Below are 13,449 nucleotides of genomic sequence, written 5' to 3' on the forward strand. Positions count from 1 at the left end.
GGGGTGGGTTGAATTTTTGTGGGGGGGGGGGGCGGTTCCCCCTCCGGGCCCCCCCCCCGCAAAAAATTGGGGGGGGGGGGGGGGGGGCCCCCCCCCCCGGCCCCCCCCCCCCCACGCCGTGGGGTCTCAGACCTCCAGCTCGCCCTCGATCCGGCGCAGCTGGTGGCGGGCCATCGCCAGGTTGGCGCGGTTGGCGTCGAGCACCAGGTAGAGGAACAGGCCGTTGCCGCCGCGCCCCTTGAGCAGGCGGATCAGGTGGTACTGGGTGCTGAGGCTGATCAGGATGTCCTCGATCTCCTCCTTGATGCCGAGCAGTTCCATCGTGCGCAGCTTGGCCCGCACCACGTCCGTGTTGCCGGCGGCGGCGACCTCCAGGTTGAAGTCCTTGCTCCCTCCCACGGTGCCGAGCGCCATGCCGCTGGTGTAGTCGACCAGCGCGGCGGCGGTCGCTCCGTCGATGGCGCTGAGGCATTCCTTGAGCGCGGTCTCCAGGTTGGCCATGCGTGGGTTTCCTTCCGTACGGATCGGTGGACACCTGACGGAGGTCAGGTGGGCCGGCGATGGCCGCCGGCCTGGGGTTGCGATGAGTGTGCGGGCCGTTGCGGGGTGCGCACCGGCAGGGTGCCGATCGGCCGCGCCGGGTCGGCGGGCGCCGTGGTGCCGTGCTCGCCCGCCAGCGGTCCGTCACCGGCGCGGCCGATGTGGGCGGCGACCAGCTCCGCTATGCGGGCGCCGGTGCGCCGGCCCTCCAGGTGCAGCCGGCCCACGTTGACGCGGCCGTCGGCGAGCAGGGTGAGGACGGCGGCCGGTCCGGCCGCGTAGGTGGCGACGTAGCCGTCGGCGCCGCGCAGCAGCAGTTCGCGGAAGCCGCCGCGTGCGGTGGCCTCGGCCATGCGGTGGGCGACGCCGAGTGCGGCGGCGGTGAGCGCGGCCAGGCCCTCGGGTTCGGTGCCCGGCGCGTCGTGGGCGAGGACGAGACCGTCGACGGTGGCCGCGAGCGATCCGGTGAGCTGGGGCACGCGGGTGCGCAGGCGGTGCAGTTCCTCCAGGACGTCGCTCTCGACGGCCATGATGAGCAGTCTCCTTTCGGCACGCCGGCGACGCGCGCGGATCACAGGGCCTCCAGGGCGTCTCGGAGCCGCCGCAGCAGTGCCGTGTCCGGGTCGGTCCAGGCCACCGGGTACTCCTGCTGTCCCGCCGGGACCGGCGCGGTGGTGCGCGGGGCGGCGGCGACGAGTCCGTCGGCGGCCAGACGGCGCAGTTCGACGAGGGTGTGGTACGTGCGGCAGGCGAGGGACGCGGCGATGTCCGCGGCGGTGCGGACGCCGTCGACCCGGTCCAGGATGCGGCGGCGCCGGGCCGGCAGGTCGCCGGCGCCGGCGCCGGGCACCCGCGCGATCGGTACGACGTCGATGTCGGGGTCCGGCCAGATGCTCTCCAGCAGGGCGCGGCGGCGCCGGGACTCCCGTACGACGGTGTCCACGGGCACGGAACGCACCGCGCCGAGCCAGTGCACGGCGCCGGGCCGGAAGCGGTGGGCGCGCGTGTCGTGGGCGAGGACGAAGTAGGCGGCGTCGAAGAGCGCGCCCAGGTGGCACACCTCCAGGGCACCGGCGGCGAGCCGGCCGCTGTCGACCAGCCGGTGCCCGACCCGGTGCTGGGTGCCGCCCCGGTCGACCGCCTCCCACCATCCGTCCGGCGGGACGGCGCCGCTGCGGGTGAGCAGCGCGCCGAGGTCGGGGGCCGAGGCCGACTCGACGTGCACGACGCGGCCCGCGCAGAGGTAGACGATGCCGCGCTCGCCCGACAGGGCGCCGGTCGCGCCCTCGGCGGCGAGGGCGCGCAGGGCCTGTGAGGTGGTCCTTCGGGCGGCCCAGGCCGCGGTCGCCGCGGTCATCCGAGCACCAGGCGGTCGGCTATCTCGGCCAGCCGGATGCGGGCCAGCGCGAGGTTCCCGTCGCCGCGGTCCAGCCAGAGGTGGAGGAAGACGGTGCTGTCGAAGGGGGTGCTGACGAACCGGAGCAGGTGGTAGGAGTCCGCCGTCGTGACGATCAGGTCCTCGACCGGCGGTTCCTTGGCCGCCGGCGCGGTCTCGCCCGCCGGGGCGAGACAGCCGCTCTCCGCGACCTGGCGGGCGAACTCCGCGGTCTCCGCCGCCGTCGCCTCCGCGTCGCCGCCGGGGGCGTCGCCCACCGCGCCGAGCGCGAGACCGCTGATCCAGTCGACCAGCGACGCGCCCCGCGCGCCGGGCAGCCGCACGGCTTCCAGCAGACTCTCGTCGATTCCGGGCACGCCGGATCCCCTCCCCACGCACGGCTGTACCGCGAACGTGACGCAGACACTACGGAAGGTGCACGCGTGCGGTGAGGGCTTTGGCATTTTCCAGAGGAACGTGCGCCCGCTGCGGCATACTGCGGCGTTTCGGGGGTCCGCGCGACCCCGCAGGCGTGATCGCGCCGCGGCGGGCTACCCGGGGCGGCATGGCCGAACAGCCCCCTTCCCACGACGACAGCCGCACACCGGACCGGGAACCGGAGGAACCCCGCGACTACGGACCGGACGCCTCCACCGAGCGGGCCGCCCCCGACTCCCCCACCGCGCTCCCCAAACGCTCGTGGTCCGCGCTGCTGCGGCGCGTGCTGTCCGAATTCAAGGACGACGAGCTCACCGACCGCGCCGCCGCCCTGACCTACTACGGGATCCTGTCGCTGTTCCCCGCCCTGCTGGTGCTGGTCTCCCTGCTGGGGATCGCCGGGAGCTCCGCCACCCAGGAGGTCCTGGACAACATCCGCAAGATCGCGCCCGGTTCGGCGCGCGACGTGCTCACCAACGCGGTCGAGCAGTTGCAGGCCAAGGCCGGACTCGGCTCCGCGCTGGCGGTGGTGGGCCTGCTCGGCGCCGTCTGGTCGGCGTCCGGCTACGTGGCCGCGTTCATCCGCTCGGCCAACGCCGTCTACGACGTGCCCGAGGGACGGCCGGTGTGGAAGGTGCTGCCGCTGCGGGTGGCCCTGACCGTGGTGCTGCTGGTCCTCGCCGTGGTCAGCGCGCTCATCGTCGTGTTCACCGGCAGCCTGGCCCGGCAGGCGGGCACCGCGCTCGGCGTCGGCGACACCGCCATGACGGTGTGGACCTACGCCAAGTGGCCGGTCCTGGTGCTGCTGGTCACGATCATGATCGCGGTTCTGTACTGGGCCACCCCGAACGCCCGCCTGCGCGGCTTCAAGTGGATCACGCCGGGCAGTCTCGTCGCCCTGCTGATCTGGCTGGCGGCCTCCGCCGGGTTCGCCGTCTACGTGGCGAACTTCGGCTCGTACAACAAGACGTACGGCACGCTGGCGGGCGTCATCATCTTCCTGGTCTGGCTGTGGGTGACGAACCTGGCGATCCTGCTGGGCCTGGAGTTCGACGCCGAACTGGCCCGCCAGCGCGTCATCGACGGCGGCCACCCGCCCGAGGACGAGCCCTACGTCGAACCGCGCGACACGCGGGCCTGGGACGACGCGGACCGGCGGCGCGCCCAGTCACCGGACGAGTGACCACATGGCTCCGCCCCGCAGGGGTACGCGGGACGCCATGACCGAACGCAAGAACCCGAACCCGCGGGACGAGGCACGGACCGAGCGGTCCGAGGAGGAACGTGCCGCGGCCCGCCCCTTCGACTACCGGTACCCCGAGCGGCGCGCGGGCGTGCGCGCCACCCGGCACATCAGCCGTGCACAGGCCGACGCCGACAGCGTGCCCGGCGTACCGGGCGGCTACGGCAGCACGGGCGGCGGACAGCCCGGCGGCCGGTCCACGCCCCGGCCCGGCGACGACACCGCCGACGAGTCCGGCGTCACCGACGTCGTCGGCGGACGCGAGCCCCGGCCGGCCCGGAGGAGCGAGAAGCGGTAGGCGGACCGGCCGCCGCCTACGGCAGGATCGAGTCGACGTACCCGCCGTCGACGCGCACGGCCGCGCCGGTCGTCGCGGACGCCTGTTCGGAGCTGAGGTAGACAACGAGGTTGGCGATCTCCTCGGGTTCGATCAGCCGCTGGAGCAGGGACTGCGGGCGGTGCTCGCGCATGAAGACGCGCTGCGCCTCGTCCCAGGGAAGGTCGCGGTCGACGAGCTGGTAGACGAACTCCTCGACGCCCTTCGTACGGGTGGGCCCGGCGATGACCGAGTTCACCGTGACGCCGCTGCCCGCCGCTTCCTTGGCGAAGCCCCGGCTCACCGCGAGCAGCGCCGTCTTGGACATCCCGTAGTGGATCATCTCGGCGGGGATGACGACGGCCGAGTCACTGGCGATGTACAGCACACGCCCCCAGCCCCTGTCCCTCATTCGAGGGAGAAGCGCCCGCGTCAGCCTGACGCCCGCGAGGACGTTGATCTCGAAGTAGCGGCGCCACTCGTCGTCGCTGATCTCCAGTGCGGGCGCGGCGCCGAAGATGCCGAGGTTGTTCACCAGGATGTCGGCGTCGGGCAGTGTCTCCAGGGCCCGTTCCGCGCCCTCCGCGGTGCCGAGGTCGGCGGCGACGGCGACGAAGTCGCCCTCCGGCACCTCGGCCCGCAGTTCGTCCAGGGTCTCCTCCAGGCGTGCGGCGTCACGTCCGTTGACGCCCACGCTGGCGCCGGCCCGCGCCAGCCCGACGGCGATCGCCGCCCCGATGCCCTGCGAGGAGCCCGTCACCAGAGCCGTCCGTCCGCCGAGGTCGATATTCATCGGGTCGCTCCTTGTCGTCGTGCGGTCTTCGCCGTCCCTCCTGCCCACCCTCGCCCACGTACCACCCCCGCCCCGGCAGACCCGGCCGCGCCCGCCCGGCGCCCGCCCGGTCGGCGGACCCCGGGTGACCTCCGGTGATCCCGGGCGACGATACTGGCCTTCCACCGTGCCCCCGTCTCACAGATGGACTCATGCCGACCTCACCCACCGCCCGCCCCACGACTCCGCCCACGGTGTGGCCGGCTCGCGGCCGCCACGTCGGAACGGGCGCGGAGGACACCGTCCGGCGCACCCTGCGACGGCTCAAGGACAGCGACGTCCTCGACGACTTCGCGGAACTGTCCGAGGATCCGCCCGTGGGCACGCGGATCTTCGAGGCGCGCTGGAAGGCGGGCGGTACCGTCACCGTGCGCGCCCGGCTGACGCTGGCGCCCGCCTCGGCGGGCGGACAGGAGTGGACGCTGCTCGCGGAGGCCGAGGAGGCCTGGGACCCGGCGTGGCCGTCGCCCGCCACCATGTTCTGGCCCGACGACCCCGACGTCACCTGGGACCGCGACATCGCCACCGGCCTGCGGCTGCGCGGGCTCAACACCCTGCCGGACGACGACAAGGCCGTACGGCGGCTGCTGAAGGACGCGGGGCGCGGCGCCTGGAACATCCACGTCGTCGTGCACGAGGCGATGACCCCCGACCACCGGGGCCGGGTGCCGCTCGCCGACCGGATGCCGCCGGGACTGCGCCACCGCGTGGTCGAACACCGCGCCGCGCCGCAGCAGTTGCGGGTCGTGAACTGGGCGCTGGAGGACTTCGGCGTCCAGGTGCCGCGCGGCGGCGCGGTGGTCCTGCCCGGCACCCCGGCCCCGGCCGGCTACGACGCCGAGGACTTCTCCGTCCGCACCGTCTTCCTCGACGGCACCGAGCCCACCGAGCTGGTCGCGGCGGTGACGGCCTTCGCCGAGCTGCCCAGACCCCTCGTGGACGGCGCCGAGGAGGCGCTCACGGCGCTGCGGGAGGACTGGCGGCTGCTGACGCTGGAGGAGGAACTGGCCCGCGAGCGCAAGCTGGTGGCCATGTACGCCGAGGCGCTGGAGGCCATGACGCAGTCCCGCGACCTGTACCGGGAGGCGGCCGAACGGGCGGCCGAGGCACTGGCCGCGTACCGGGAGTCCGCGGAGGCTGCGCCGGGCCGCCTGCCGCCGTCCGACGGGCCCGCCGTCTCCCCGCTGCGCCAGCTCGGCCGCACCCTGGAGCGCTTCCGCCTCCCCGGCAAGGCGTCCCGTCCCTCGCCGTCCCCCGGCACCGGTGACGGTCCGGGGCCCGAAGGCTCGCAGGACACCCCGCCGAAGGACCCCGGCGACTGACGGCACCCCGCCGCCCGGGCCCGGCGGCTGAGAGGCCCGGTCGGCCGACCGGTCCCTTGGTCCCGCGCGCCCTCGGCCGGGCAGCCGCCGTGCGGGCGGGGGCGGGGCGCACGGCTCGCCGGGACCCGGCAGACGGCGGGCCCCGCGCAGGCCCCGGAACCGCGGTGGTCCCCCGCGTCCCCCGGAGGGCCCCATGTGTCAGCGTCGCCAACCTGGATACGCGGTCTGGACATCACCACGGCCCGTCCCGGAAGGTCATCGACGCCATGGACAGCCAGCACCGCGGTGCCGCGCCCGCTTCCCACTCGTCCGGCCCCCCGCGCTCGGACACCACCCTGCGGGTCAACGGCAAGCCCCACACCCTCACCGTCGACCACCGCCGGGTCCTGCTGGACCTGCTGCGCGAGGATCTCGGCCTCACGGGCGCCAAGAAGGGCTGCGACCACGGGCAGTGCGGCTCCTGCACGGTCCTGGTGGACGGCCGGCGCGTCAACAGCTGCCTGCAACTGGCCGTCGCCCTGGACGGCTGCGAGGTCACGACCGTCGAGGGCCTCGCCGGGGACGGCGAGGAGCTGCACCCCATGCAGCGCGCCTTCCTGGAGCGCGACGCCTTCCAGTGCGGGTACTGCACCCCCGGCCAGATCTGCTCCGCGGTCGGCGCGCTCGCCGAGGCCGAGGCCGGGCACCCCTCGCAGGTCACCGACCCGGCGACGCCCTCCGGCCGGCCGGTGCCGCTGGGCCGCGAGGAGATCCGCGAGCGGCTCAGCGGCAACCTGTGCCGGTGCGGGGCCTATCCGCGCATCGCCGAGGCGGTCGAGGACGTGATCCCGTGAAGCCCTTCGCCTACGTACGGGCCGGCAGCGTCGAGGAGGCCGCCGACGCGTTCGCCGCCCACCTCGGCGCCCGCTACCTCGGCGGCGGCACCAACCTGGTCGACCTGATGAAGCTCGGCGTGGAGACGCCCGCCGCACTCGTGGACGTCACCCGGCTCCCGCTGGACGCGGTCGAGGAGCTGCCCGACGGTTCGCTGCGGGTGGGGGCGACGGTGCGCAACAGCGACCTCGCCGCCCACCCCGCCGTACGCGACCGCTGGCCGGCGCTGTCCCAGGCCCTGCTCGCGGGCGCCTCGGGACAGCTCCGCAACGCCGCGACCACCGGCGGCAACCTGCTCCAGCGCACCCGCTGCCCGTACTTCCAGGACGTGACCAAGCCCTGCAACAAGCGCGAGCCCGGCACCGGCTGCGGCGCGCTCCAGGGCGTGCACCGCGACCACGCCGTGCTCGGCCACTCCGAGCGGTGCATCGCCACGCACCCCTCGGACATGGCGGTGGCCCTGGCCGCCCTGGACGCGCGGGTCGAGCTGTACGGCGCGGAGGGCGCCCGCAGCGTGCCCGCCGCCGAGTTCCACCGGCTGCCCGGCGAGCATCCCGAGCGGGACACCGAGATCGGCCCCGGTGAGCTGATCACCGGCGTGGTCCTGCCGGCCGCCACCGCCGGACTGCCGTCGGCCTACCGCAAGGCCCGGGACCGGGCGTCGTACGCCTTCGCGCTGGCCTCCGTCGCCGTGGTGCTGCACCTGGCGGACGGGGTGGTGGAACGGGCCGGCATCGCGTTCGGCGCGCTCGCGCATCGCCCCTGGCGGGCCCGCCGGGCGGAGGAGGCGCTGCGCGGAGCGGCGCCCACCGAGGCGGCGTTCGAGCACGCCGTCGATCTGGAGCTGGCCGCCGCCGAGCCCCTGCGGGACAACGCCTACAAGGTGCCGCTGGCCCGCCGGCTGGCCCTCGACGTACTGGGCCGGCTCGCTCCCCCGGCCGCGATCTGAGACCGGCGTCCACGAGGAGGACTCCATGACCGGCACCGAGACCGTGCTGGGCGCTCCCGTCGAGCGCCGGGAAGGGCGGGAGAAGGTCACCGGCACCGCCCGGTACGCCGCCGAGTACCACTTCCCCGGCCGCGTCCAGGCCTGGCCCGTGCCCGCAGCGGTCGCCCGCGGCCGGGTGACCGGCGTGGACGCCGCGTCCGCGCTGGCGCTGCCCGGCGTCCTCGCGGTGCTCACCCACGAGAACGCGCCCCGGCTCGGAAAGCCGGACGATCCGACGCTCGCCCTGCTCCAGAGCCCTCGCGTGCCGCACCGGGGCTGGTTCGTGGGCCTGGTGGTGGCCGAGACGCTGGAGGCGGCCCGGGCGGGCGCCGCCGCGGTCCGCGTCACCTACGAGGCGGAGAGCCACGACGTGACGCTCACCGCCTCCCACCCCGGCGCCTACGTCCCCGAGACGGCCAACGGCGGCTTCCCGGCCGCCGCCGGGCACGGCGACCCCGACGGCGCCTTCGCCTCGTCGGCGGCCCGCGTCGACGTCGAGTACCGGGTGCCGCCGCTGCACAACCACCCCATGGAGCCGCACAGCAGCACAGCGGTGTGGGACGGGGAGCGGCTGACCGTGCACGGCTCCAGCCAGGGCGGCACCGCCGTACGGCGGGAACTCGCCCGGCTGTTCGGGCTGACCGAGGACCGGATCACGGTCCTCGCCGAGCACGTGGGCGGCGGGTTCGGGTCCAAGGGCACGCCCCGTCCCGACGTGGTCCTGGCCGTGATGGCGGCGCTGCACACGGGCCGGCCCGTGACCGTCGCCCTGCCGCGCCGCTACCTGCCCACCGTCGTCGGCCACCGCGCGCCGACGCTGCACCGGCTGCGCCTCGGCGCCGACGCCGACGGACGGTTCACGTCGGTCGCGCACGAGGTGACGACGTCCACGTCGCGGGTCAAGGAGTTCGTGGAGCAGGCCGCGGTCCCCGCGCGGGTCATGTACGCCGCTCCCGCCCTGCGCAGCCTGCACCGCGTGGTGGCGCTGGACGTGCCCACGCCGTCCTGGATGCGGGCCCCGGGCGAGTGTCCCGGCATGTACGCGCTGGAATCCGCGGTGGACGAACTCGCCGTCGAACTCGGCGTCGACCCGGTGGAGTTGCGGATCCGCAACGAACCGGAGACCGAGCCGGACAGCGGCAAGCCCTTCAGCAGCAGGCACCTCGTGGAGTGCCTGCGGGAGGGCGCGCGGCGCTTCGGCTGGGCCTCACGCGATCCGCGCCCCCGCTCCCGCGAGGCCGGGCCGCTGCTGGTGGGCAGCGGGGTGGCCGCCGCCACGTATCCGGTCATGGCGATGCCCTGCCGCGCCTCGGCCCGGACCCTGCCCGACGGCGGCTTCCTGGTACGGGTGAACGCGACCGACATCGGCACGGGCGCCCGGACGGTGTGCGCGCAGATCGCGGCGGACGCGCTCGGCGTCCCGCTGGACCGGATCCGCATCGAGATCGCCGACAGCGACTTCGGGTTCGCCCCGATGGCGGGCGGCTCGTCGGGCACCGCGTCCTGGGGCTGGGCCGTGCACGACGCGTGCACGGAGCTGGCCGGCCGGCTGACCGAGCGCGCCGGCTCGGTGCCCGCCGAGGGCCTCGTGGCCGAGGCCGACACCTCCGGCACCGCGGACGCCGAGAGTCCGTACGCGCGGCACGCCTTCGGGGCGCACTTCGCCGAGGTCACCGTCGACACGGTGACCGGGGAGGTGCGGGTGACGCGGATGCTGGGTGTCTTCGCCGCGGGGCGCATCCTCAACGCCCGCACCGCGCGCTCCCAGTTCATCGGCGGCATGACGATGGGGCTGGGCATGGCGCTGACCGAGGACAGCACGGTGGACCCGGCGTTCGGCGACTTCCCCGAGTCCGACCTCGCGTCGTACCACGTGCCCGCGCACGCCGACGTCCCGTCCCTGGAGGCGTACTGGGTGGACGAGGACGACCCCCACCTCAACCCCATGGGCAGCAAGGGGATCGGCGAGATCGGCATCGTCGGTTCGGCGGCGGCCGTAGGCAACGCCGTCCACCACGCCACCGGCATCCGCTTCCGGGAACTCCCCCTCACCCCGGACCGGGTGCTGACCGGTCTGCTCGAACACGAGCACCCCGCGGGCATGCTGGGGACGTGACACCGTCACGGCGAGGTCCGCGCCGGACGTGCGGCGCGGACCTGTCAGCGTCGTCGCGTGCGTCCGGCGGTCAGTCCACGACGCGGCGCACGAGGGCCACCGGGCGGGCGGGCCGGGGCCCGGCGGGCTCCCGCGCGGCGACCCGTACGCACAGGGCCGTCAGCGCGACCAGTGACGCGAGCACGGCGGCACCGACGGCGGCCCAGGCGGGTGCCAGGGTGAGGCCGACGGTCCCGGAGACTCCCGACGACGGGGTGGCGGTGCCGTAGAGCCTGGCCGCGGCCAGCGCCGCCGGTGCCACGACGGCCGCGGCGAGCACCGGTACGGCGGCGCGCAGGGTGAGCAGCAGGGCGACGACCAGGCAGAGCGCCGACAGCCCGAGCGCGACCGCGTAGGCGCCCGCGGAGGTGCCGTCCCGGTGCAGCGGGAAGTAGGCCACGCCGCAGCCGGCGAGGGTGGCGACGGTCAGCCACGTCGGCCACATCGCGAGGCCGACGGCCCACCGCGCCGCGGGATCGCCGTCGCGCGGCCCGCGCCCCCGGCTCCAGGAACGCCACAGGGTCGGCGCCGGACGGCGCCGTTCACGGCGGTCGGCCGCGGCGGGCGTCCCGGGGTCGCCGACCGCCCCCGCCGCCTCGGCCGCGTACGTCCGCGCCGGGGCGTACGGCGGCGGCGCCGGAAGCTCGTAGTACTCCCGCTCGTCCTCGGCGAGCCGGCCGATCAGTTCGACCAGCTCCTCCACGGGCCGGCCGACGGCGGCGGCCCGTACCGCGGCCCGGCCGCAGTGCGGCTCCAGGGGCGTGCGGTGCAGGAGGGCCATCAGGCGGGTCACGTCCTCCACCGAGCGGTACTCCACCGCCGCGCGGATCGCCTCGTCCGCGCTGTCGGGATGGCGCGGCGGGCGGGTCAGCAGGGCGGCCAGCCGGGCGACGTCCTCCACCGGCCGCCGCACGCCGGCCGCGCGCAGCGCGTCGCCGGTGGCCCAGGCGTACCGCGGTGACTGCTCCAGCATCGTGATGAGGTCGGCGACCTCTTCCAGCGGCCGGTCGGCCACGGCGGCACGCACCAGGTCGCCGACCGGGTCGCCGTGCGGCCAGGGCACCTCCACGGGGGCGGCGGCTTCCGGGGCGGCGTACTCGGCGGTCCCGTCGGGGCGGCGGTCCTCGCCGGTGCCGAGGTTCCCGTCGAGGTCCGGGCCGGTGAAGAGGTCCTCGTCGAACAGGTCCTCGTCGGACCGGTCCGGGCGCGGACCGACGGTGTGCGTGCCGGTCCCCGCGGTCGTCTCCCCGGCGGGCGGATCCATGGTGGATACGGCGTCCTCGGGCGAGCGGGGTGAGGAAGGTCCGGTGGTCATGCTCTCTCCGTCGAAGGGGGAAGTGCGGCCGCCCTGTGTCCCCGACGTGCGACACGCCTTGTGTGGTGCCCATTACTAAACGCGTCCGCCGTGCGGGGCCACCCGGTGTGGGCCATGAGGATGAGAGGCCCGGTCCCCGGCCTTGCCGGCGCCCCGAGGGGGAATACGACAGGCAGTCATGTGCCGCGCACCACGAGGAGGGGCGGGGTGGATACGACCACAGCGGTGATCGTGGCGGCGGCGGCGCTCGCGGCGGTCGCCCTCTGCGTGGCCGTCGTCGTCCTGGTGCGGCTGGTCCGCACCCGACGGGACCTCAGGAGGGCCGGGCTGCCCAGCGGTCCCCGGTGGGTGTTCTGGGGCGCCGTCCTCTACTTCGTGCTGCCGGCGGACCTCGTGCCCGACCCGGTGTACCTGGACGACATCGGCGTGCTGCTCCTCGCGCTGCGTTCGGCGCGGGGCTCCCTGGGCGCGCGCGAACGGGGCACGCGCCCGCCCCGTGACTACGCTGCGTAAGGAAACCATTCACCCGTTCGATTCGTATAAGTCTCTGGAAGCCGAAGGAAGTCGGCGGACCAGGCGACGGCGCACAGGAACCATCGCTTGATCGGCGCAGCACCGACCAGGGAGAGACGATGCAACCGTTCGCGCTCAACTACGCACGGCCGGCGGTGGAGTTGGAAGCCACCACTCCGTACGTCTACGACTCCGGGCTGCAGTTGAACGTGCTTCTCGACGGGAGGGTGGCGGCCTGCGATCACGCGCTGCTGAGAGAACTGGGGACCACGACCTCCACGGCGGGGTCGAAGACTCACTTCGACGACTGAACGCGGGCCGCCGAGAATGACCGTGCTGATCCTGACCTGTGAAGAGGACGTCACCGCCGACATGGTGGTCGTGCACCTCAACGCGTCGGGAGTGCCGGTGGTCCGTCTGGACCCCGCCGATCTGACCCGGAGCGTCTCCCTGTCCGGCGAGTTCGCGCACGGCGCCTTCCGCGGGCATCTGTCCGCGGGAGGCCGTCTGGTGAGCATCGGCGGGCTGCGGTCCGTGTGGGTGCGCAGGCCGGGCAGTGCGGCGGCACGGGCCGCCGAGCCGTCGGCGTGGCTGACCGAGGAGTCCGCGCAGGCGCTCTACGGGATGCTGCGCGGCTGCGGCGCGCGCTGGATGAACCAGCCCGACGCGGCCCACCGGGCCCGTCACAAGCCCTGGCAGCTCCGGCTGGCCCAGCAGTGCGGGCTGCCCGTGCCGGCCACGCTGATCACCACGTTCCCGCGAGCGGCCCGCGAGTTCGCCGAGCGCCATCCCGATCTGGTGGTCAAGCCGGTCTCCGGAGCGCATCCGCAGGATCCGCCGCTGGCGGTGCCGACCAGCCGGGTGCCGCCCGAGACGGACTTCTCCGCCGTCGCGCACGGCCCCACGCTGCTGCAACGCCGGATCGCCAAGCGCGCCGACGTCCGGCTGACCGTGGTGGGCGACCGGCTGATCGCCGCCCGCAAGACGGCCCTCGCGGACGTGGACCCCGAGGAGGTGGACGTCCGGTTCGTCCCGTCCGGCGGACCCTGGCGGCCCGCCGACGTGCCGGCGCGTGTGGCCGAGGCCGTCCTCGCCTATCTGCGCGCGGCGCGACTGGCGTACGGGGCCTTCGACTTCGCCGAGGACGGGGACGGCACCTGGTGGTTCCTGGAGTGCAACCAGTCGGGGCAGTTCGGTTTCGTGGAGGTGGACACGGGCCAGCCGATCGCCCGCGCCATCGCCGAGTGGCTCGCCCGTCCCGCCGGCGCCGAGCCGCCGGCCGGGGACGGCGCGGATCCCGTCTTCGCCGGGTGACGCGTCAGTGCGGGCGCGGGCCGGGCAGCAGGGCGGTGCGCTGCCAGCCGGCACCGGGGGACGGGGTGCGCTCGCTGCCGGGCAGATGGCCGGGCGCGTGCAGGGGGCGCATGACGACCTCCAGCTCCCTGTTCACGCGCTCGGCCTCCCGGCGCACCTGCGTGGGGACGTCGCCGCATTCGGCGACGAGTCGGTCGTAGATGGGGGAATCCTGGAACACCCGTC

General features: G+C 74.9%; 16 protein-coding genes. 9 read left to right on the forward strand and 7 right to left on the reverse strand.

What is annotated here, in order from left to right:
- Positions 1 to 126 precede the first annotated feature (126 nt).
- The 4 genes from ACH499_RS07610 to ACH499_RS07625 are packed head-to-tail and all read right to left on the reverse strand — an operon-like array spanning position 127 to position 2,292.
- A complete protein-coding gene (locus ACH499_RS07610; protein WP_356203556.1) occupies positions 127 to 501 on the reverse strand; it encodes a hypothetical protein in 375 nt (124 codons plus the stop codon).
- Positions 502 to 545: 44 nt separating this feature from the next.
- Positions 546 to 1,070 carry a roadblock/LC7 domain-containing protein gene (locus tag ACH499_RS07615; protein ID WP_399014258.1) on the reverse strand — a complete coding sequence of 175 codons (525 nt, stop codon included), beginning with the start codon at positions 1,068 to 1,070 and terminating at the stop codon, positions 546 to 548.
- A 41-nt stretch (positions 1,071 to 1,111) separates the two neighbouring features.
- Positions 1,112 to 1,897, reverse strand: a complete 786-nt coding sequence (locus ACH499_RS07620) for a hypothetical protein (protein WP_399014259.1) — start codon at positions 1,895 to 1,897, stop codon at positions 1,112 to 1,114.
- Entirely contained in the window at positions 1,894 to 2,292 is a 399-nt protein-coding gene (locus tag ACH499_RS07625) for a hypothetical protein (RefSeq protein ID WP_356203561.1), read from the reverse strand. Before ACH499_RS07625 ends, ACH499_RS07620 begins: the two co-directional genes overlap by 4 nt.
- Before the next feature lie 188 nt (positions 2,293 to 2,480).
- Here ACH499_RS07625 and ACH499_RS07630 point away from each other — a divergent pair, with 188 nt between their 5' ends.
- Both ACH499_RS07630 and ACH499_RS07635 read left to right on the forward strand, forming a co-directional pair.
- A complete protein-coding gene (locus tag ACH499_RS07630; protein WP_356203563.1) occupies positions 2,481 to 3,536 on the forward strand; it encodes a YihY/virulence factor BrkB family protein in 1,056 nt (351 codons plus the stop codon).
- Between the two features lie 37 nt (positions 3,537 to 3,573).
- Positions 3,574 to 3,894 (forward strand): hypothetical protein, encoded by a 321-nt coding sequence (locus ACH499_RS07635; protein WP_399014260.1) that lies wholly within the window; start codon positions 3,574 to 3,576, stop codon positions 3,892 to 3,894.
- A gap of 16 nt (positions 3,895 to 3,910) precedes the next feature.
- On the opposite strand, the gene ACH499_RS07640 is transcribed toward ACH499_RS07635, so the two are convergent.
- Entirely contained in the window at positions 3,911 to 4,705 is a 795-nt protein-coding gene (locus tag ACH499_RS07640; RefSeq protein ID WP_399014261.1) for an SDR family NAD(P)-dependent oxidoreductase, read from the reverse strand.
- Positions 4,706 to 4,896: 191 nt separating this feature from the next.
- On the opposite strand from ACH499_RS07640, the gene ACH499_RS07645 reads away from it, so the two are divergent.
- The 4 genes from ACH499_RS07645 to ACH499_RS07660 all read left to right on the forward strand — a co-directional run bounded on the left by ACH499_RS07645 (position 4,897) and on the right by ACH499_RS07660 (position 10,043).
- Entirely contained in the window at positions 4,897 to 6,066 is a 1,170-nt protein-coding gene (locus ACH499_RS07645) for a hypothetical protein (protein ID WP_399014262.1), read from the forward strand.
- A 266-nt stretch (positions 6,067 to 6,332) separates the two neighbouring features.
- Positions 6,333 to 6,899, forward strand: coding sequence for a 2Fe-2S iron-sulfur cluster-binding protein (locus ACH499_RS07650; protein ID WP_356203570.1), 567 nt, complete (start codon positions 6,333 to 6,335; stop codon positions 6,897 to 6,899).
- Positions 6,896 to 7,888, forward strand: a complete 993-nt coding sequence (locus tag ACH499_RS07655) for an FAD binding domain-containing protein (protein WP_399014263.1) — start codon at positions 6,896 to 6,898, stop codon at positions 7,886 to 7,888. Before ACH499_RS07650 ends, ACH499_RS07655 begins: the two co-directional genes overlap by 4 nt.
- A 25-nt stretch (positions 7,889 to 7,913) precedes the next feature.
- A complete protein-coding gene (locus ACH499_RS07660) occupies positions 7,914 to 10,043 on the forward strand; it encodes a xanthine dehydrogenase family protein molybdopterin-binding subunit (protein WP_399014264.1) in 2,130 nt (709 codons plus the stop codon).
- A 70-nt stretch (positions 10,044 to 10,113) separates the two neighbouring features.
- Here ACH499_RS07660 and ACH499_RS07665 read toward each other — a convergent pair whose 3' ends face one another.
- Positions 10,114 to 11,397, reverse strand: coding sequence for a hypothetical protein (locus ACH499_RS07665; RefSeq protein WP_399014265.1), 1,284 nt, complete (start codon positions 11,395 to 11,397; stop codon positions 10,114 to 10,116).
- A gap of 207 nt (positions 11,398 to 11,604) precedes the next feature.
- On the opposite strand from ACH499_RS07665, the gene ACH499_RS07670 reads away from it, so the two are divergent.
- The 3 genes from ACH499_RS07670 to tgmB all read left to right on the forward strand — a co-directional run bounded on the left by ACH499_RS07670 (position 11,605) and on the right by tgmB (position 13,224).
- On the forward strand, positions 11,605 to 11,910 hold the full coding sequence (locus ACH499_RS07670; RefSeq protein WP_356203578.1) for a YkvA family protein: 306 nt from the start codon (positions 11,605 to 11,607) through the stop codon (positions 11,908 to 11,910).
- Positions 11,911 to 12,029: 119 nt separating this feature from the next.
- Positions 12,030 to 12,221 carry a putative ATP-grasp-modified RiPP gene (gene tgmA / locus ACH499_RS07675; protein WP_003978169.1) on the forward strand — a complete coding sequence of 64 codons (192 nt, stop codon included), beginning with the start codon at positions 12,030 to 12,032 and terminating at the stop codon, positions 12,219 to 12,221.
- Between the two features lie 16 nt (positions 12,222 to 12,237).
- On the forward strand, positions 12,238 to 13,224 hold the full coding sequence (gene tgmB, locus ACH499_RS07680; RefSeq protein ID WP_356203580.1) for an ATP-grasp ribosomal peptide maturase: 987 nt from the start codon (positions 12,238 to 12,240) through the stop codon (positions 13,222 to 13,224).
- Between the two features lie 4 nt (positions 13,225 to 13,228).
- Here tgmB and ACH499_RS07685 read toward each other — a convergent pair whose 3' ends face one another.
- On the reverse strand, positions 13,229 to 13,444 hold the full coding sequence (locus tag ACH499_RS07685; RefSeq protein WP_399014266.1) for a hypothetical protein: 216 nt from the start codon (positions 13,442 to 13,444) through the stop codon (positions 13,229 to 13,231).
- Between the last annotated feature and the right edge of the window lie 5 nt (positions 13,445 to 13,449).

This window comes from Streptomyces sp. NPDC018947, assembly GCF_044390505.1.
Taxonomy (GTDB): domain Bacteria; phylum Actinomycetota; class Actinomycetes; order Streptomycetales; family Streptomycetaceae; genus Streptomyces.